At 33.2% G+C, this 20195-nt stretch carries 15 protein-coding genes; 4 read left to right on the top strand and 11 right to left on the bottom strand.

Annotated elements, in window-relative coordinates:
- Positions 1-16: 16 nt before the first annotated feature.
- Positions 17-961 carry an NADP-dependent oxidoreductase gene (locus AC4FQX_RS05740; protein WP_491166754.1) on the bottom strand — a complete coding sequence of 315 codons (945 nt, stop codon included), beginning with the start codon at positions 959-961 and terminating at the stop codon, positions 17-19.
- 93 nt (positions 962-1054) lie between these two features.
- Between AC4FQX_RS05740 and AC4FQX_RS05735 the strand changes: the two genes are divergently transcribed.
- Positions 1055-1903, top strand: coding sequence for an AraC family transcriptional regulator (locus tag AC4FQX_RS05735; RefSeq protein WP_491166717.1), 849 nt, complete (start codon positions 1055-1057; stop codon positions 1901-1903).
- Positions 1904-2149: 246 nt separating this feature from the next.
- Here the strand turns inward: AC4FQX_RS05735 and AC4FQX_RS05730 are convergent, their stop codons facing one another.
- The 8 genes from AC4FQX_RS05730 to hutI all read right to left on the bottom strand — a co-directional run bounded on the left by AC4FQX_RS05730 (position 2150) and on the right by hutI (position 13921).
- A complete protein-coding gene (locus AC4FQX_RS05730) occupies positions 2150-3466 on the bottom strand; it encodes a threonine/serine exporter family protein (protein ID WP_491166716.1) in 1317 nt (438 codons plus the stop codon).
- 105 nt (positions 3467-3571) lie between these two features.
- The gene (locus AC4FQX_RS05725; protein WP_491166715.1) at positions 3572-4177 is read right to left on the bottom strand and encodes an alpha-ketoglutarate-dependent dioxygenase AlkB family protein; all 606 of its coding nucleotides are present in this window, start codon (positions 4175-4177) and stop codon (positions 3572-3574) included.
- On the bottom strand, positions 4164-4322 hold the full coding sequence (locus AC4FQX_RS05720) for an Ada metal-binding domain-containing protein (RefSeq protein WP_491166753.1): 159 nt from the start codon (positions 4320-4322) through the stop codon (positions 4164-4166). The genes AC4FQX_RS05725 and AC4FQX_RS05720 overlap by 14 nt, the downstream gene beginning before the upstream one ends.
- A 49-nt stretch (positions 4323-4371) precedes the next feature.
- Positions 4372-5502, bottom strand: coding sequence for a phage tail-like protein (locus AC4FQX_RS05715; protein ID WP_491166714.1), 1131 nt, complete (start codon positions 5500-5502; stop codon positions 4372-4374).
- Between the two features lie 818 nt (positions 5503-6320).
- Entirely contained in the window at positions 6321-7763 is a 1443-nt protein-coding gene (locus tag AC4FQX_RS05710; protein WP_491166713.1) for an efflux transporter outer membrane subunit, read from the bottom strand.
- A gap of 16 nt (positions 7764-7779) precedes the next feature.
- Positions 7780-10977, bottom strand: a complete 3198-nt coding sequence (locus AC4FQX_RS05705) for an efflux RND transporter permease subunit (RefSeq protein WP_491166712.1) — start codon at positions 10975-10977, stop codon at positions 7780-7782.
- 29 nt (positions 10978-11006) lie between these two features.
- Positions 11007-12164 carry an efflux RND transporter periplasmic adaptor subunit gene (locus AC4FQX_RS05700; protein WP_491166711.1) on the bottom strand — a complete coding sequence of 386 codons (1158 nt, stop codon included), beginning with the start codon at positions 12162-12164 and terminating at the stop codon, positions 11007-11009.
- Between the two features lie 521 nt (positions 12165-12685).
- The gene (gene hutI / locus AC4FQX_RS05695) at positions 12686-13921 is read right to left on the bottom strand and encodes an imidazolonepropionase (RefSeq protein ID WP_491166710.1); all 1236 of its coding nucleotides are present in this window, start codon (positions 13919-13921) and stop codon (positions 12686-12688) included.
- A 68-nt stretch (positions 13922-13989) separates the two neighbouring features.
- Here hutI and corA point away from each other — a divergent pair, with 68 nt between their 5' ends.
- A complete protein-coding gene (gene corA / locus AC4FQX_RS05690) occupies positions 13990-15069 on the top strand; it encodes a magnesium/cobalt transporter CorA (RefSeq protein ID WP_491166709.1) in 1080 nt (359 codons plus the stop codon).
- A gap of 60 nt (positions 15070-15129) precedes the next feature.
- Here the strand turns inward: corA and AC4FQX_RS05685 are convergent, their stop codons facing one another.
- Positions 15130-16401, bottom strand: a complete 1272-nt coding sequence (locus AC4FQX_RS05685) for a phage tail-like protein (RefSeq protein ID WP_491166708.1) — start codon at positions 16399-16401, stop codon at positions 15130-15132.
- Positions 16402-17006: 605 nt separating this feature from the next.
- Here AC4FQX_RS05685 and AC4FQX_RS05680 point away from each other — a divergent pair.
- Complete coding sequence (locus AC4FQX_RS05680; RefSeq protein WP_491166707.1) at positions 17007-18197, top strand: dicarboxylate/amino acid:cation symporter; 1191 nt, start codon at positions 17007-17009, stop codon at positions 18195-18197.
- A 140-nt stretch (positions 18198-18337) separates the two neighbouring features.
- On the opposite strand, the gene fumC is transcribed toward AC4FQX_RS05680, so the two are convergent.
- A complete protein-coding gene (fumC, locus tag AC4FQX_RS05675; RefSeq protein WP_491166706.1) occupies positions 18338-19735 on the bottom strand; it encodes a class II fumarate hydratase in 1398 nt (465 codons plus the stop codon).
- Positions 19736-20014: 279 nt separating this feature from the next.
- Between fumC and AC4FQX_RS05670 the strand changes: the two genes are divergently transcribed.
- Positions 20015-20191 (top strand): hypothetical protein, encoded by a 177-nt coding sequence (locus AC4FQX_RS05670; protein WP_491166705.1) that lies wholly within the window; start codon positions 20015-20017, stop codon positions 20189-20191.
- The last annotated feature ends 4 nt before the right edge of the window (positions 20192-20195 follow it).

The raw sequence follows: 20195 nt of genomic DNA, 5'->3' as shown, positions 1-20195 counted from the left end.
ATAAAAATGATTTCTTTTAAACGGTTACTACTATTTTACCAATTGTTCTTCCGGTTTCAATATGTTGATGCGCTTTATCCATCTCTGCAAAAGGGTAAGTTTTAGAAATATGAGGTTTAATGATCTCTTTCTCTAACAAATCAGCAATTGTTTTCATATTTTCTCCATTGGATTCTACTATCATATAGATACAATTTTGAACTCCTTTATTAATTGCTTTTTGTTTATGCTCTTCTGTTAATCCAGAAAGCAGATGGATAATGGTTCCGGTTGGTTTTACTACTTCTAAAGAGCGTTCAAAATTCTCTCCGCCGATAGTTTCCAATATAAAATCCATATTACTGACTATTTTTTCAAAGTCCTGTGTTTTATAATCGATATGTTCATCGGTTCCAAGTCCGATTAAAAAGTCTTTATTTGCTGCAGAGGAGGTACCAATAACATAAGCACCTAAATGTTTTGCTATTTGTACAGCAATATGTCCTACACCACCGGCAGCTGCGTGGATAAGTACTTTATCTCCGGTTCTTAATTTTCCATTTTTTGTAAAAGCTTGCCAGGCAGTAAGAGCAACAAGAGTAGTTGCAGCAGCTACTTCATGTGAGATATTAGTCGGTTTTAGTGCCAGATGAGAAGCCGGTGCAGCTACATATTCGGCATAGGCTTTACCATGTCCTGGAAAATTGACCATTCCAAATACAGCATCACCGATTTTAAAATCTTTTACATCTTTTCCGGTCTCTGTTACTATTCCGGAAATATCCCAACCTAAAATAAGAGGATTGTTTTCCTTTGGATTGTTTACCGGTATATCTCCTGAGCGTGTTTTTACATCTACCGGATTAATACTGATTGCTTTTGTTTCTATCAGGACTTCATTATTCTTAATGACTGGTTTTGGAATTTCTATTGTTTCAAAATTTTCTGTTCCACCAAATTTTTTTAATACTATTGCTTTCATAATTGAATTGATATTTAAATTATTTTGTAAAATTAGACTCATAATTGTGTCTTTTTGTTGTATATATTTTCTATTATGTTGTACTTTTGTGTTATGAAAGTAGAAAGTTTATATGAGCCTTTTGAGATCATTTATGAAAAAGTAGATGAATGCCCAATCAGAGAACGGGTATTTAATTTTTTCCAGTTGGTATATATTGTATCGGGAACCGGTAAACAATGTGTTAATAATAATAAAACAAATTATAAAAGCGGTAATCTGTTTTTATTAGTACCTAATGATTGCCATACTTTTGAAGTGGAAACAACAACTGAATTTTTGTTGATCCGGTTTAATAATATTTATATTCAGAATAAAAGTTTTCAGTCCATAGGAGTACAGCAACTGGAATTTATTATTCAGAATGCAAATCATCAACCGGGTTGTATCTTATATAACGTGTCGGACAGATTACTAGCAAGAGCAATAATTGAAGCGATTATCCGGGAATATATCAATCGAGACCTGTATAATAAAGAACTGATTCGGCAGCTTATCAATACACTAATTCTGATTATAGCACGTAATGTAGCTGGATCTTTACCGGAAAAAGTGGATGAAAGTACGGAACAGAAAGCACTGGAGATATTGCAGTATATACAAAGTAATATTTATCAACCGGAAAAAATAAGAGCAGGAGCAGTAAGTAAACATTTTGGTGTTTCCGAAAACTATCTTGGACGTTATTTCAAAAAACATACACATGAAACCATGCAACAGTATATTTCTAATTATAAAACAAAATTAATAGAAAATAGGTTACTGCATAGTGATATGCGAATGAAAGAGATCTGTGAGGAAATGGGTTTTACTGATGAAAGTCATCTAAATAAATTTTTCAGAAAACAAAAAGGGGTTAATCCAACAGAATACAGAGAAATGGTGCGGGAAGTCACAATATAGTTTACAGTTGATAATTGATAGTTTTGTGAGATCTGAAATAAACACAAGATAAATCAGAAGAAAGAAAAAAGAAAAAAGAGACAAGAAGAAAGATATAAAGAATTTAGTTTCTAGTAGTCAGTCGTATTACTTGGTATTTAGTTTGCAGTCGCTATGTTTAGAACTTTAAACAAATAACCGGTTCAAAGCCTTACATCTTACTTTTTACAAAAAACATTTTACACCTAAAAAAACTATCAATTACCTTTACACTTTTTGTATCGCTTTACTCATTCGTTGTTCTACAGATCTGGAGAAATATTTTTTACCAATTACACTTGGAATGGCAATTCCCAAAGCAATAGAGAGAACGGTAAGTCCGGCGATTGTTGCTGATTCGATCATTTGAAAGAACGGTTGTATCTGTTCTACTCCCTTAGCAGCATCCAGATTAAGAATTCCTATAATAGTTTTATACATTAAAACCCCTGGTATCATTGGGATTATGGAAGGAATAGCAATTACATTTTCAGGTATTTTTAATCGATGTGCCAGATAAACGGATGTAATACTGACCAGAACGGCACCAAAAAAAGAGCTAATAGGTAATCCTACGTTAAATTCGTAGTGAAGAATATTACGCGTAATAATAGCCAATAAGCCTCCTAAAAAGCAATAAAAAAGAGTTCGTATCGGGACATTAAATAAAACAGCAAAACCACCTGCTGCCATAGCGCCCGCTAAACCGATTTCAATAAAATTGCTTTCCGGAATTAATATGGCAGTATATTCATGAAGCTGAAGTAGTTTTATCGCAAATATTAATCCGAAAGAGATTGATCCGATAGTCATAAAAACAATCAAAGCTCTTGTAAGTCCAACAATAGAGAACCCGTCGATCATATCCTTTAAACTATTAATTATAGGAAGACCGGGAATTAAAAAAAGAACAGAGGCGAAAATAGGATGGTGAGGGGTGGTGCTAATAGGGAATAATGAACTGAAACCTGCAATAAGGACGGCTATAAAGGCAGAAACTGCCACGTTCAGATACATATTTACATGCCGTTTATGTAATTCCTGCCGGGTAAAAACGGCTATAGATGAAGCTATACTTGTAAACAGAAAAGCAAACCAGTCACATCCAAAAAGTTTACAGAAAGAACCGCAGGCAAGACCAACAAACAGAATAACCAGCCAACGAGGATAGATTTTTGGTGTTTTTTCTATTCGGTTTAATTCTGCTTCATATTTCTCTAAAGTATAGTTGTCTTCTAATGCTTTCCAGGTAAGTGTACTTAAGTCAGCAAGCATACTCATATTGGCACCATGGTGTGAACATTTCTGAAAACGAGTCGTAGAGTTGTGCCCTTTACTGATGTTAATCATTAGTGTGGTATAACTAATATGCATATGAAATCGATTTTCAGGAATTCCCATAAACAAAACCGCTCTTCGCATATTTCTGTCAATACGGCTACTGTCTGCCAGATTCTCAATCAGCATTTTGCCGGTTCTGAGTAACAGAGCTAATTTTCGTGATAATAAGTCCTTTTCATCCTCTTTCTTTGTTTTGGTATTCATTCTGAAAAATATAAGTTATTTTGGGTATTTTGTTCTAAAGATAAGACGTAAAATATGAAATGTAAAATGTTATTGGTAAAAAGTGCTTTTCTTACTTTTAACATTTTACTCTGAAATAATCGTTCTGAAAGTAAGGTTTATTCTTGATTTAAAGACTTTTTTTGTTTTAGGCAATGTATGCAGCCAGTTGGTCTGGGTAGCACCTCTCATTACTAATAAACTGCCTTGTTCCAGTAATACAGAAACGGTTTGTTTTGTGATTTTATGTTTAAAAGAAAATTTTCTTTCAGCCCCTAAACTTAGTGATGCAATAGTAGCATCAGTACCTAGTTCTTTTTCATCATCACTATGCCAGGTCATTCCTTCTTCTCCGTTATGATAGAGGTTTAAAAGGCAGGAATTATAAGTTGCTCCTGTGATTTCTTCTACGATTTTTTTTAATTCTAGTAATTCCTTTGTCCAGATTAGTGCCTGTTTAGTAGTATTGGAGTAGGTATAGGAATACTTCTTATTACCATACCAAGCTACTTTTCGTTTGGTAATAATAAGCTTACCAAAGACAATTGCTTCATCATTTTTCCACACAATAGTATTGAGGAGTTTCTCAAAATAATATTGGGCTTTTTCCTGTTTCAGTATCCTTCCGTGATAATCTGCAATACCATCATTAGGAAGGATATTAAGTTCTTTTTCAGGATTAAATAAGTCCATTTTTATATTTCTTTTTTATACAAGGTCTGTATTTTTCTGCTATTATTTCCTCTTCTGAAGTAAAAAATACATGATTTTTTTCTATTCGTTTTTCCAAAGAGCAACGCAACATTCCATAAATTTTTAGTTTTTGATTTCCGCCCAGGTAAATCCGTTTCTGTGACTTCTCAACTAAGGTAAGCTTTGCAAATTAATTATAGTTTCCAAAAAATCATTGATGTCTTGTTTGCCGCATTATTATAACTAAGATTATCAGTACCATTTGATAAGCTCCAAGCCAACGCTCCTCCTCTAGCTCCAGCTATCTTAAAATAAATTTTGTCACCTGCCAGTCCAAAAACAGTTAAATTTATAGAATACGTATAATTACTGTACATGTTAGATGCTCTAGTCAGCGTCATTTCTGCTATATCTAATAAGATATCAGTAGGCCGATCAGCAGGTACTTTTCCCGTTTGCTTTAATGCACTTATGTAATAGGGGGCAGAAGCAGGGCCGGTTCCCATAACTGGACCATATAGACGGAAAGAAAAAACATAGGCTCCTGTTTCTTGTAATTCTATACTTTGTATCATCGTATCATCATTTTTACGCCAGGTTAGTTTAGTGCCTCCATATCCATTATTAGGACCTGTAGTCTCCGCTGTAGAACCGGATTCAATCCAAGGGGTACTTCTATATAAAGCGTATTGAATCGCCATCGTAACATCAGATCCTCCAATATCTGTATATCCTAAAGTATCATTTAAAAAACGTATTGGAACATTTTTTATTGGATTGGGACTGGTTACGTTAGGTTTGCCTGTAACCATATAAATAAGTTTACCCGTACCAAGAGCTTGTCCCGGTTGTAGTGTAAAAGAAAGTCCATTGAATTGATATGTTTCTCCTTCTGAATAATAACCTCCATTACCATCATTATATGTAACTTCTAAAACACCATTATAATCTACTCCCGAAGTATATGAATTTGGAGTAAGTATAGCACTTTTGCTAACCAATCCTCTCTTTATTTCAGGTTTTGCTGTAGTACCATCTGTTAGCAACCTCCATTTTGAACCATTCCAATACATAAATCCTATAGTAGGAAAATTGGGGTCTAGACCTGTATTGTAAACCAAAAGAGCTGTAGCTGCTTTACCTCCAGAAATAGAAGTTTGATCGTTTTCTCCTTTTAAAGTAACTTTAGGAAGTAATAGACCTTTATCGTTAGAGAAAATTTCTAATTGTGAAGATAAATCCGGAGAAAAAGTACCTATACCTGTCTGCGAATTTGAGATAATTCCTGTAAGCGCTAAAATAGTAGTTATAATTATTTTTTTCATTAGTGTTAATTTTTAAATATTTCTTATTTTTCTCCAAGTTGTGTTACTATTCGATATATTTCAAATATTAGATAGCAGACTACTTATTTTATCTATGTATAGGTAGGAGTAGTAAGTGGAGTATTATTTATATATTATTTAAAATTTACTTTTATAAATAATATTTAATATTTAATATTTAATATAAATTGAATAGTAGTATTTTTGGCTTACAAAAGAAAGATAAACAAATGAAATAAAAAAAAAGACAAGTTGTCATTAGTAGTCATTACTTATAATTGCATCATAATATATTGTTTTTCAATGATTTATAAATGTATTTTTTCACTATACTAAATTCAGTTTTTCATATTCTGTCATACAGATATTGATTTTATTTGCACTATAAAAAAATAATTTCTATTCTTTCGTATACTCCTGATATAGGTTGACAGATAAACCACATTATTCTATATGAAATTATATTAAAATAAAATTTAAAAAAGGTGTTGTTGCAGTGAAGAATTCAAGAAAGAAATTATTCTTTTATTTGAGCATGGTAAATCCAACGCTCCTCAATTAAAAAACTTTATGGTATTTAGATTAAAGAACCCTAAACAACGGGTTTTAGTAAATATAGTTATAGGCAAAATACGACTTTGCATCAATTTTGTAAATTGGTTATTAGAAGTGGTATGAAAATTTTTTTGTGTAAATTTTTCTGTACATAAAATACAGAGAAAAGCTTAAAATATTTAAAACTACTCAAATGAAAAATCAGAAGTAATTTCAATTACTTCTGATTTTGACATTTAGGGTTTTCTTTTAGGAAGATTCCCTTATTGCCATCCGCCTCCCATTACCCTGTATAGTTCTACATTAGCATTGAGCATCTGCATTTTTATTGAGACCAGATTTAATTCTACTGCCAGAGCATTACTTTGTGCTGATATTACTTCAAGATAAGTTGCCATACCATTTCTGAAAAGAAGAGAAGCGTTTCGTACTCCTTTTTTAGAAACCAGAATACGTTCCTGAGCTATTTCATATTCCTCTTCAAGTTTTTCTATGGTTACTAAACTGTTTGAAACTTCTCCAGCAGCTATGAGTACATTTTTCTTAAAGTCCAGTTCAGCCATTTCTTTTTTAGCAACCGCAACTTTATAATTTGTTTTTAGTTTTCTGTTATTAAAAATGGGCTGTAATAATGATCCTCCTAATAAGCCGTAACCGGAACTGGTATTAAAGAGATTGCTGAGGTTCATTGCATCAAGTCCCAGAGTTGCTCCAATATTTAAAGAAGGGTATCGCATAGCCTGTGCGATTCCTACACGGGCATTAGCAGCGATCAATCCATATTCCGAAGCAGCAATGTCCGGTCTGTTCTTGATCAGTTCAAAAGGTACTCCCGTTGAATAAACCTTTTTCGGATCAGTTTCAAATAGTTTTTTGTTGAGGCTGATCTTTTGAGGGTATCTGCCTAACAGCAGATTGATTCTGTTTTCCTGTACGTTTACGTTTTTTTCTAATTGCGGGACTAATGAGGCTGCATTTAATTTCTGTGCCTCTGTTTGTTGTATAGCAAGAGAAGTGACCTGTCCGGCACTGTATTGTAGTTTGATGATTGTTAGTGTACTATCATTTAAAGCTAAATTGGTTTTTGCTACTTTTAACTGTGCATCCAGCATCAACAGATTATAATAAGCATTTGCTATATCTGAGATTAAAGCAGTCTGTACCGCTTTTCTGAATTCACTGCTTTTTAAGAATTCTGCGTATGAAGCTTCTTTTTCTCTTCTGAATTTTCCCCAAAGGTCAATTTCCCAACTTGAACTCAATGATAATGCATGTTGTACTTTATTGACATACATTCTGTCTGGTGGAGTTGCTCCATCATAATATTTTGATGACGGGTTGGAATACCAGTTATCTGAGTGCAGTTCTTTTGAATACTGTCCCGGTGTTCCCGTAAGAGTAGGGTAGAAGTTTGTTTTAGATTGTTTAAAAACCTGTGAAGCCACTTCCATATTTTTTACTGCCTGCTGTAGATCAATATTATTTACTAAAGCGGTGTCAATCAGTCCAACTAGAATAGAATCGTCAAAAAAGTTTCTCCAACTGATGGAAGCCAAGACTGTGCTGTCTGAGTAGGTATTTTTATTCTGACGAAAATCTTCTGGCAGATTCAAATTGGGACGAGTATAATTCTCTCCTATTTTACAACTGACCATAGTCAGCAGTACAATTATAATAACGGAAGTATATAGGGTTATGGAACGCATATAAATATCTTTTTTATTAATCTAAAATTTCAGTATCTTCTTCTTCTGTAAAGGCATCTGTTTTCATTTTATCATGCAGTATTTGGAATAATACATATAATAAAGGGATTACGAATACTCCCAGACAAACACCAAAGATCATTCCTCCGGCAGCTCCGATACTTACAGATTTATTTCCCTGTGCAGATGGACCTGTTGTAAACATAAGCGGAATTAATCCGGCAATAAAAGCAAGAGAGGTCATAATAATAGGTCGGATTCTTTGTCCGGCTGCCTCTAAAGCTGCTTCTGTAACAGACATTCCTTGTTTTCTTTTCTGTATGGCAAATTCGACCATTAAGATCGCATTTTTAGCGAGCAGACCGATTAGCATGATAATACTCACCTGAACATAGATATTGTTATTGATACCCGCTAGATTAATAGCAACAAAAACACCTAACAGACCACATGGAATGGACAATAATACCGCCAGAGGTAATACATAACTTTCGTATTGGGCGGCTAACAAGAAGTAGATAAATATAATACTTAGCATAAAGATAAGAATAACTTCATTGCCGGATTGTTTTTCTTCTTTACTCATTCCGGTCCATTCAAAGCTGTAATTAGCCGGTAGTTTCTTTGCTGCTACTTTTTCTATTGCATTCATTGCATCACCGGAACTATAACCCGCACTTGGAGTTGCTTTGATAGTAATAGCATTAAAAAGGTTATATCGAGTTACAATTTCCGGTCCGTATATCTGTTTTATAGAAACAAACGTATTGACAGGAACCATTTTATTATCAGCACTTTTTACAAAAATAGAGTTAAGAGATTTAGGCTCTTTTCTAAATTCGACATCAGACTGCATATATACTCTGTATTGTCTTCCAAATCGATTAAAATCTCCTGATTTTACACGCCCGTAATAAGACTGAATAGTCCTCATCGTCTCACGAATACTGACACCCAAATTTTTCGCTTTTTTATAGTCGATGGTTAGTTCATATTGTGGAAAGTTAGCTTTAAAAGAAGTAAAAGCATCTGTAATTGCAGGATCCTTATTTAATTCTATAATAAAAGCATTAGCTACTTCACTAAATTCACTGAAATTATCCCCAAAACGATCCTGTAATACTAGTTCCAGTCCGTTAAAGTCACCAAAACCCTGCACTGTAGGTCGTGTAAATACTTGAATATTACCTTCTGTAATTACAGATAATTCATTTTTTAAATCTTTTATTATATCATTTATATTTTTTATTTTCCCTCTTTCCTTATGCTCTTTTAGATTAATATATCCCATTGCAAAAGAAGGGCTACTTGTTCCGTCTACTACATTATATCCAGATATACTGTTTACACTTAATATAGCAGGGTAACGCTGAAAAACTGAATCTGCTTTTTTTGAAGTAGCTATAGTTCTGCTCAAAGATGAACCGGGAGGCATTGCCAAAGAATAGGTTAAGAAACTATCATCCTCTGTTGGAATAAAAGCCTTTGGCGTATTGTTGAACAGATAAGCTGTAATAATAAACAAGATTATTAAAGCCCCGACAGTTTGCTTTCTTTTGTTTAAAATCCATTGGATAATATTTAAATATTTATTTGTAAAACGATCAAATCCAGTATTGAACTTATTGAAAGAGTTTCGTTTAACGACTTTCATTACACGAACTTTACGTTTATTTTCTAACTGTTCTAACTGTTTATTCTTTGGTTTATCCTCTTTTTTTCTTAAAAGCAGGATACAAAGCACAGGACTTAATGTTAATGCATTCAGAGCGGATATCAGAATAGCAAATACCAGTGTATAAGCAAACTGTTTGTAAAAAACACCTACAGGACCATCCATAAATCCTACCGGAACAAATACAGCTGCCATTACAATAGTAATCGAAATAATAGCACCTGTAATCTCTTTCATCGCAGAAAGAGTTGCTTTTCTGGCGCTCATATTGTAGTGTGTCATTTTGTGATGAATCGCTTCAACCACAACAATCGCATCATCGACTACAATACCAATAGCGAGAACAAGAGCAAACATGGTTAGAACATTGATAGAAAAGCCCATCATATTAAGGAAAAAGAAAGTTCCTATCAGAGACACCGGAATTGCAATTGCCGGAATAAAAGTAGATCTTAAATTTTGTAAGAATAAAAATACTACAATAAATACGAGAATAAACGCCTCAAATAAAGTGTGTATTACTTGATTGATAGAATTATCTATTTGATCTCTGACGCTATAAGAAATTTTGTACTTAATCCCCTCTGGAAAATATTTTGAAGTTTTATCTAATATTGTTCTTATTTTTTCGTCAATAACTTTTGCATTAGAGTTATTGGTTTGTGAAATATTAATAGTAATACCTGCTTTACCGTTAACTTTGTTATCACTTCCATAATTAGAGGCTCCAAATTCGATTCGGGCAATATCTTTTAAATATAATATAGAACCATCATTATTAGCCTTAATTACAATATTTTCATATTCATCCGGTTCACTAAATCTACCTTTGTGTTTTAAAACCGCTTCAAAAACTTCTTCTGAGTTTTCTCCAAATTTACCGGGAGCCGCTTCAAAGTTCTGATCTTTAATCTGTGAAATAACATCTTGAGGTACTAATCCGTAAAGAGCTAGTTTTTCAGGATTTAACCAGATTCTCATGGAGTATTCTCTGGTTCCCACTAACGACGCTTTGGCAACTCCTTCTACACGCAATAATTCACGAATAATATTAATACGGGCATAAGCCTGTAAAAAAGTTTCATCATAAGGAGATTTAGGATCATCAGTATAAAGATTAATAGTCATAATGTTTCCACTTTGACTTTTTACTACAGTAATCCCTTCATCGTTTACTTCGGACGGGATTTGGCTTGTTGCTGTAGAAATACTATTTTGTACGTTTACAGCAGCAATATCCGGATCCGTTCCGGGCTTGAAGAAGACAGAAATTGTTCCGGAGCCGGAATTATTAGCAGTAGAACGTATATAAGACATATTTTCCACACCATTAATGGCTTCTTCAAGTGGTAATAAAACAGATTTAGCAACTGTTTCTGCATTTCCTCCGGGATAAGATACACTCACGCTTACACTGGGAGGAGCAATATCGGGGAAACGAGTAACAGGTAATTTGATGATTCCAATGATCCCGGCTATTAATAATAACATGGATACAACAGAAGCGAGTACGGGTCTTTCTAGAAAATTTTTAAACATAGCAATATGAGGTAATAAAGCAAAAAATATTAGTTATTTAATCTTTGTCCCTGTTTCATAGGGTTAACTTTTGTTCCTTCCGTTAGTTTATCAAGACCGGCAGTAACAACACGTTCTAAAGGTTTCAGATTTTCATTACTGACAATGTAGTTAGTCCCTGATTTCCCCATAATTTTAATTTCTCTTCTTTCCGCCGTATTATCATTTTTAAGAACAAAAACAAATATTTTATCCTGTATAACTGTTGTGGCTACTTGCGGTAACAGAATTACATCAGGATGGATTTGTTCAAGAATTATTTTTCCTGTATTTCCGGTTCTTAACAGATTATTCGGATTGTCAAACTTAGCACGAAGCGTAATAGAACCAGTAGTACGGTCAATCTGTCCGGCATTAGCATCAATTACTCCGGTATGGTTATAAACTGCACCATCTGCGAGGATCAGTTTTACCTCCGGGTTTAATTTTCTTGCTGTAGAATCGGTTTTCATTTTTTCATAGAATAAATAATCGGATTCACTCATAGAAAAATAAACATATACTTGATGAATATCTGAAAGAACAGTCATAGGCTGTGAATCGGATTTAGAAACTAAGTTTCCGATACGTTTCGGAATACGCCCAATATAACCGCTTACAGGCGCTTTGATTACCGTAAATCCTAAATTGATTTTAGCAGTAGCTTCCTGTGCTTTTGATTTTAGTAAAGAGGCTTTTGCAATTTCATAATTTGATTTTGCTGTTTTTAGCTGTACATCGGCAATTACTTCGTTTTCCACTAAAGGAGCCAGCTTGTCTATTTCGGTTTGTGCATTTTTTAGTTTTGCATTTTCCAGTTCAACATTTGCTTTTGCATTTTTCAGTTGTTCCATATAAGGAAGCTCATTGATTCTGAACAAAGGCTTGTTGGCTTCAATATATTCTCCTTCGTCTACATAAATATTATCCAGAATTCCTTCTACCTGCGGACGGATCTCAACATTTGAGATTCCTTCTACAGCACCTAAATATTGAAAGGTAGTTACAGCAGAATCTTTTTTCATAGTCATAACAGGAAGGGGAAGTCCCAAATATTCATCATCCTTATTTGATTTATTACACCCCACACTCATTATAAGCACTAACAGTAAGAATAAAAGGGGTACTTGCTGTTTTATTTTTCCAAAAAATAATAAATTCAAATTCATTTCGATAAGTGTGTTTGTATATATAAGTAAATCTCTTAATTTTTTTATTATAAAGCAAATTATAACCGTTATTATTGTGTTTATTAAAAAAACGGATTTTAAGCTTTTGTATATGTAGAGAAATAAATGTGCCATTACACAATATATTTTCATATTTTGATATAAGTATTTGTAAAACAGAAACTTATTGTTTTTAGAAAATAGTATGAGATAATGTAGACTCTACACCACAATTTGCGGAAAGTCTACAATTATACAGCGATTATTATTGAGATTTTAGTATTTAGTATTTAGTATTGAGAAGGACAGAAGTTTATAGACTAATTTAGTTGATAATTGATAGTTTTTTGTAGCAAAGGGAAAAAGTTCCAAAGGTTCAGAGCAAGCACTCTTACAAAAACCGCTTTGAGCCTTTGCAACTTTAAACCTTAAACTTTCGATTTTAATAGCTACTAAACTAAAGAAGCTGTCTAAAATAGACAGCTTCTTTTTCTCAATACTAAAATCTCAATACCGGATTATTAAATAAATTGTCCTTCTATCATTACACGATCGATAGGGCTGGTACCAAAGGCGTAGGGAATAACATAGTAAGAAGGGATCTCTTTTGTAATGATGATATTTGCTTTTTTACCTCGGGTTATACTTCCATGTGTATCGGATAATCCCATTGCATAAGCACCGTTAATAGTTGCTGCATTAATTGCTTCTTCGGGAGTCATTTTCATTTTAATACAAGCAGTAGCCACAACAAAATTCATATTTCCGCTTGGTGTCGTTCCCGGATTAAAATCCGATGCCAGAGCTAATGGAAGACCAGCTGTAATCATTTGACGTGCAGGAGTATAAGGAATACTGATGAAGTAAGAACAAGATGGTAAAGCAACCGGCATAGTAATGCTGCCTTTCAAAGCTTCAATATCCTCATCATTTACTATCTCCAGATGATCTACAGAAAGTGCTCCGTGTTTTACACAAGCCTGAATACCACCTATGGTCGTAAATTGATTCACATGGATTTTTGAGATCATATTATATTGTTTACCGGCTTCCATAATTCGTTCTGTTTCTTCCACAGAAAAGTAACCCGTTTCGCAGAAAGCATCAATATAATCCGCTAATTGCTCTTTAGCAATTGCAGGCATCATTTCATTAATGATTAGATCAATATAACCTTTATGATTCTCTTTATATTCCAAAGGGAAAGCATGAGCTCCTAAAAAGGTTGCTTTTATAGCAATAGGATAGTTTTCTTTTAGTTTTTTAATAACACGAAGTATTTTCAATTCCGCTTCAACCGTTAATCCGTAACCAGATTTTATTTCTACAGCACCAGTTCCCTGTGCCATTACTTCTTCTAATCTTTCTTTTGATTCGTTGTATAACTGTTCTTCAGAAACGGATTGTAGTTTTTTTGCTGAATTTAAAATTCCACCGCCACGGTTTGCAATCTCTTCATAACTAAGACCATTGATTCTGTCTACAAATTCCTGTTCGCGGTTTCCGGCATAAACAATATGAGTATGGCTGTCACACCATGTAGGTAAAATAGATTTTCCTGAAGCATCAATTATTTCATCCGTTTCAAGCTGAGGTAAGCTTTCCATTGATCCGTAATCTGAAATAATATCGTTGATAATATAGAGATAAGCATTTTTCAGAGTAGGTAATGTACTCATTTCTTTTCCGGACAGTTTAGAAATAGAAGTTTCACGTATCTGAATAAGTTCTTTAATGTTTATGATTAATTTTTTCATAGTGTTTTTTGTAAAAAATAAGATTGTAAATTTATAAACTATTATATTTATATTAAAATAATACTGATTTGAGAAAGATTAAATACAGAAAGGTTAAAAGAGTTCAGCCTAGCAACTACGAATATACGGGGATTTATAAAGATAATCCAACGGAAATGCAGTTATTTGTCTATGATAACGATGATTTTAAGGAATATCCGAATATTCATCTGAATGAAATCCTGGAAAAAATCAGTATTCCTGATAAAGTAAAATGGCTGAATATCCATGGTCTGAATGATGTAGCAGTGGTTCAAAAGGTTGGAGACTTTTTTAAGACAGAAAGTTATGTTGTGGGCGATATACTGAATACTACCCGTAGAACCCGAATGGAAGAACTAGATAGAATGCTGTTTTTTAGTATTAAATCCATATTACCGGACGAGCAGCAGGGAGAAGGAACCATTAAGGTAGAGCAGATCAGTTTTTTACTAATGGAAGATGTGCTGGTATCCTTTCAGGAAAAGAGAGGTGATTTTTTCACACATATTAGAGAACGGATTCGTACACATGCGGGAATCGTCAGAAAAAAGAAGAGCGATTATCTTTTGTTTTTACTGCTTGAGGCAGTAATGGAAAATTTTTTTATTACAATAGAAACTATTGAAGATAAAATTGAAGTAATATTATTATTAGCCAAAACTGATGAAAAACTCAAAATATTAGAAGATATAGAAAAACTGAGAGATGATTTGAATTTTCTGAAAAGAGCAATTATTCCTTTAAGAGATGCTTTGTTTAATATTAAAAGTATTCATAGTAATAAAGATTTTAAAAGTATTGTTGCTTCTAATTTTGCTTTTTTTTCCCGATTACATCAAAAGAGTCTGGAATTATTAGATCAAATTGATTATGATATGAATACATTGGATAGTGCTTCCAGTTTTTTCTTCTCAGCACAGAGCCACCGTATGAATGAGATCATGAAAACGCTAACGATTGTTGCCTCCATTTTTATTCCGTTAACTTTTATTGTAGGGGTTTATGGGATGAATTTTGATAATATGCCTGAATTACATCATGAAAACGGTTATTTTTTTGTGATCGGAATTATGCTTATTATTACTATTGGAATGGTCTATTATTTTAAAAGAAAAAAATGGTTCTAACCCTATTCTAGTACATAAAAGAGACTATCAGTACTTTTTGATAGCCTCAAATACTATTATTCAGTCATGAATCTTTATTGTGTTGGCTTTATTAATTAAATAAACCCAGATATTCATAGTAAAAATATCTGTGAGAGTTGTAATTTTATTACCTGCTGAAAGTGTTCTATTGATCCCTTCATCCCAAATAAAGACAACTCTGCCATCATATCCCCCCATAATTACTCCTCCTATATTGCCTTCTGATGTTATAGCAAAAATTCTCGATCCCCCAGGAGCTGTATTAGGTATAAGTGCAGCCGTACCGGTTCCCCTAAGTGTTGTTTTATCGGGAAGGAAGCCAATACTACTGGTGTTCATTGGATCTCTATTTGTTCTTATTATATTAGATCCCGTTGTTATAGCCCCCTTTCCTCCAAATATCTGCCATAAATTAGTATGCATATTAGAATCGCACCAGACATAAAGTACTCCTCCTAAATTTACATAATCTGCTATATTTTGAACTTGGGTTGATGTTAATTCCTTATAGGAAACATTTAGTATTTCATATTCTGTCCTTAAAGAGATTCCCGATGAGTTAGGATTGAAAGATTTAATGGCTGGCATTGGAGTTTTGATACCTAAGTTTACAAGATTTATAATTTTAGCCTGCATATTTGAAAATAGCCTTGTATCTGAAACATTAAGAGCTCCATAACCACCTATTCTTAACTGATCAAGTATTACGGTATAACTTATTGTACATATTATATTACCAAGACTTATTTCAAAACTGGCTGTGCCCTCATCATCTGGGATACCCGTAATATTGTAAGTAATATTACCCGCTCCTTCGGCAAGAGTGCCTGCTGTTAATGTTGCAGTAAGCCCGGTAACTCCTGTGGAAGCAATTGAAGCAGCGTTATAAGCCATACCTTCTCCTGTTGTATAAGCTATAGTAATTGTGCCTTTATAAGTTAGTCCACTTATAAGAGTGCTAGGTGTTAAAACAGCTGATGAACAGTAAAATTTTAGATTATCTCCGCAGCTATTGTACCAAACAGAGTTATTATACCATTCCATACAGTTTTTTGAAATATTGTAAATTGTGAGCCCCGGAGGTATTGGTTTAGCAATTTTATTTCGTTGAGACGTAGTCATTCGTGGGGGTAAAAAACCTTTATTTGTACTTTCTAATTCTAGAATCGCACTTTTTTCCGGAGTAGCGGCACTGTTTATCGTTGCATCTTTAATTTTTGACTGACTAAAACTAATAAAGCTTATTAATACTATGATAGTAATAAAAATTAATTTATAACTAGTACTGCTTTTTTTATTTTTTTGGTTCATGATAAGTTGTTTTAGAGTTATTAAAAATGAGTTTGTTGGATTTGTTGGATTTGTAAAAAAAGACAAAAACATAAAAAAAGCAAAAAAAAGAAGGGGTCATATAGAGGCGAATAGAATCATATAGTATTGTTTTGCCATATCTTTATTTTTTAACTCAATAAAATGATAAAATGATATTAAATTTTTTAGTTTTAACTATATTAAAAATAATAAACACAAAATAATAGTTTATTTTTAATATTTTTAAGTTAAAAATTAATTTAATAAGCTATTTTTAAGTTAAAAATATTAGATTTTTTATATGATGAATCAAGGGTATATAAATTAAAAAATTATAGGATTTGTAACTGAATTTAGATATAAATTTAAAACAAAAACCTTTGTGGAATCAGGGTTTTCTTGCTGTATTACCCTTGTGTTTTATTAGTATAGAACTATTGTATAAACATAAAAAGATATTTTATTTCTAATAACACAGTAAAAATCATATTGAATTATAGAATACTCAGATTAAAAAACAGATATTTGTTAATGTTTTTTAAATAATGGTTATATTCGCTTTTTATTCTAAAAGAAAAAAACCACTTATATAAGATAAGAATTATATGAAAAACATTAAAATCGGATTACTTGGAAAAATAGTAATCGCTATAATTTTAGGTATAGGAGCAGGATTTATATTTCCGGATGGATTATCCAGGATCTTTATAACAATCAATGGATTATTCAGTAATTTTTTAGGCTTTATTATTCCTTTAATTATTATTGGGTTAATTGTACCGGGTATTGCTGATTTGGGAAGAAATGCAGGCAGATTATTACTGATTACTTCTGTTTTGGCTTACGTCTTTACTTTATTTTCCGGTTTTTTTACATTTTTCAGTTGTGAACTGGTATATCCTGTGTTATTAAGTTCAACAGATACGATGCCGGATTTGGATATAGAATCAATTAAATTACTACCTTATTTTTCATTAGAGATGCCTCCATTAATGGATGTTATGGCTTCTTTATTGTTTGCTTTTATATTTGGGCTTGGAATTGCCTTTATAGAAGGAAATACAATAAAAAAATCAATGGAGGAGTTTAAGGAAATTATTAATAAAGTTATTAATAATGTTGTTATTCCCTTTTTACCAATTTATATTTTCGGGATATTTTTAGATATTACATTATCAGGAAAAGTAGGTGCTATTTTATCCGTATTTATTAAAATAATTGTGTTTATTTTTATTCTAACAGTTATTTTACTTCTTATTCAGTTTATTGTTGCCGGTGCTATAGCGAAGAAAAATCCGTTTACAAGTCTTAAAAATATGTTGACGGCTTATATGACAGCATTAGGAACACAATCATCAGCAGCAACCATTCCAGTAACTTTAGAACAGACCTTAAAGAATGATGTAGATGAGGATATTGCTGGTTTTGTTATTCCGTTATGCGCTACAATACATCTTTCCGGAAGTACTTTAAAAATTACAGCCTGCGCAATGGCTGTAATGATACTAAACGGATTGCCTATTGATACGGAGCAGTTTATTGGCTTTATATTTATGCTGGGTATAACTATGATTGCTGCTCCCGGAGTTCCCGGAGGAGCTATAATGGCAGCATTAGGAATATTAGCTTCAATGCTTAATTTTGATCAGAATGCATTAGGATTAATGATTGCTCTTTATATTGCAATGGACAGTTTTGGTACTGCCTGTAATGTAACAGGAGACGGTGCTATTGCTATGATCGTAGATAAAATCTATAAGGATAAAAAAAGAAAAGAACAGTTGGCAGATGCTTAATTTCTTCCAATGGCGTAGCGACTTAAAATAATTCTTAATTTAAAAGACAGATATAGAGCAAGCTTAATTTTCAAATCATAAAAAACCCCGCTAAAGTTTTATTTAACGGGGTTTGTTTTATAAAATAAGTAGAAGGTTTTTTATTTAAGAGAACCAACCATATCTTCCGGTTTTACCCATTGATCAAATTCTTCCGGTGTTACATAGCCTAATCGTACCGCCTCTTCTTTTAAAGTAGTTCCGTTTTTATGTGCTGTATTAGCAATTTCGGCAGCTTTATAATATCCTATTTTAGTATTTAAAGCAGTAACAAGCATTAAAGAGCTGTTTACTAATTCCTTAATTCTAGGATAATTTGGTTCAATTCCTTCCGCACAATGTTCACTGAAAGAAACGCAGGCATCACCAATCAGATGAGCTGACTGAAGGAAATTAGCAGCCATTAAAGGTTTAAATACATTCAGCTCATAATGTCCCTGTGTACCACCAATAGTGATGGCAACATCATTACCCATTACCTGTGCGCAAACCATAGTTAGAGCCTCACATTGTGTAGGGTTCACTTTTCCGGGCATGATAGAAGATCCCGGTTCATTTTCTGGAATCAGGATTTCTCCAATTGCAGAACGTGGTCCCGAAGCCATCATTCGGATATCATTTGCTATTTTATTCAGAGACACTGCCAGTTGTTTTAAAGCACCATGTGTTTCTACAAAAGCATCATGTGCAGCAAGAGCTTCAAACTTGTTTTCGGCAGTGATAAAAGGGATTCCTGTAAATTTCGCAATATATTCCGCTACTTTTACATCATATCCTTTTGGAGTGTTAATACCGGTACCTACTGCGGTACCTCCAAGAGCCAACTCAGATAAATGGTTCAATGTATTATTTAAGGCTCTCAGACCGTGATCCAACTGAGACACATAACCGGAGAATTCCTGTCCTAATGTTAATGGTGTAGCATCCATTAAATGAGTACGACCAATTTTTACCACATTTTTAAAGGCATCTGATTTTGCTTTCAGTGCATCTCTTAATCGTTTTACTCCCGGAATAGTGGTTTCTACGATCATTTTATAAGCAGCAATATGCATTCCGGTAGGGTAGGTGTCGTTTGAGGACTGTGATTTGTTAACATCATCATTTGCCTTTAAAATAGGCTCTCCTTCGCCAATTTTTCCACCCGCTAATACCTGAGCTCTGTTAGCAACCACTTCATTAACATTCATATTACTCTGTGTACCGGAGCCGGTTTGCCAAATCACTAGCGGAAACTGATCATTCAGTTTTCCTGCTAAGATTTCATCACATACCTGCGCAATAGCATCTCGTTTTTCTACAGACAGTACGCCCAGATCATGATTCGCATAAGCAGCTGCTTTTTTCAGGTAAGCAAACCCTTCAATAATTTCTTTTGGCATAGAAGCAGAAGGTCCAATCTTAAAATTGTTTCTGGAACGTTCCGTTTGTGCACCCCAGTATTTATCAGCAGGTACTTTTACTTCTCCCATAGTGTCTTTTTCTATTCTGAATTCCATTTTGTATAATTATTTATGGTTATTAGTTTTTGGTCTAAAAGTTTAAGGTTTAAAGTCTCAAAGATATTGATCTTTCGGACAGACTTTGAACCTTTGTACCTAGTCTCACTTTTTCACTTTTCACAAAAAACATTTCACTTTTCACCTCTTTCAAATTTAAGCATAAATTAAAGTTTTAAAAAATGCGAACAGACTATTTTAAGGAAATTTTGAGATTTAATAGGTTAAAAAAAATAATAGCCTTACCTTTGGGGTTGAATTGATAAAATTCCGGAAACTATGTTTGAATTTCAACAGTATTTAGGCTTCTTAGTCTTCGCAGCTATATTGACAATGGGATTTTGGTTGCTATTCTTTTTGGTAGGGTTTGCACAATATTGGGCAGGCGGTGCTATCATTGAGTTAATAAAAGAAAGAAGACAGAAAAGAAGAGAATCCCAAGAACAGGGATTATAAAAAA

Source organism: Flavobacterium sp. AK-301, from assembly GCF_058310215.1.
Note: the sequence above shows the minus strand (reverse complement) of the source record. Positions and strands in the feature narration are given on the sequence as shown.

What these genes read in the sequence shown, in the direction of transcription:
- AC4FQX_RS05740 (WP_491166754.1), bottom strand. Translation starts at nt 961, where the DNA reads ATGAAAGCAATAGTATTAAAAAAATTTGGTGGAACAGAAAATTTTGAA.
- AC4FQX_RS05735 (WP_491166717.1), top strand. Translation starts at nt 1,055, where the DNA reads ATGAAAGTAGAAAGTTTATATGAGCCTTTTGAGATCATTTATGAAAAA.
- AC4FQX_RS05730 (WP_491166716.1), bottom strand. Translation starts at nt 3,466, where the DNA reads ATGAATACCAAAACAAAGAAAGAGGATGAAAAGGACTTATTATCACGA.
- AC4FQX_RS05725 (WP_491166715.1), bottom strand. Translation starts at nt 4,177, where the DNA reads ATGGACTTATTTAATCCTGAAAAAGAACTTAATATCCTTCCTAATGAT.
- AC4FQX_RS05715 (WP_491166714.1), bottom strand. Translation starts at nt 5,502, where the DNA reads ATGAAAAAAATAATTATAACTACTATTTTAGCGCTTACAGGAATTATC.
- AC4FQX_RS05710 (WP_491166713.1), bottom strand. Translation starts at nt 7,763, where the DNA reads ATGCGTTCCATAACCCTATATACTTCCGTTATTATAATTGTACTGCTG.
- AC4FQX_RS05705 (WP_491166712.1), bottom strand. Translation starts at nt 10,977, where the DNA reads ATGTTTAAAAATTTTCTAGAAAGACCCGTACTCGCTTCTGTTGTATCC.
- AC4FQX_RS05700 (WP_491166711.1), bottom strand. Translation starts at nt 12,164, where the DNA reads ATGAATTTGAATTTATTATTTTTTGGAAAAATAAAACAGCAAGTACCC.
- hutI (WP_491166710.1), bottom strand. Translation starts at nt 13,921, where the DNA reads ATGAAAAAATTAATCATAAACATTAAAGAACTTATTCAGATACGTGAA.
- AC4FQX_RS05685 (WP_491166708.1), bottom strand. Translation starts at nt 16,401, where the DNA reads ATGAACCAAAAAAATAAAAAAAGCAGTACTAGTTATAAATTAATTTTT.
- AC4FQX_RS05680 (WP_491166707.1), top strand. Translation starts at nt 17,007, where the DNA reads ATGAAAAACATTAAAATCGGATTACTTGGAAAAATAGTAATCGCTATA.
- fumC (WP_491166706.1), bottom strand. Translation starts at nt 19,735, where the DNA reads ATGGAATTCAGAATAGAAAAAGACACTATGGGAGAAGTAAAAGTACCT.
- AC4FQX_RS05670 (WP_491166705.1), top strand. Translation starts at nt 20,015, where the DNA reads ATGTTTGAATTTCAACAGTATTTAGGCTTCTTAGTCTTCGCAGCTATA.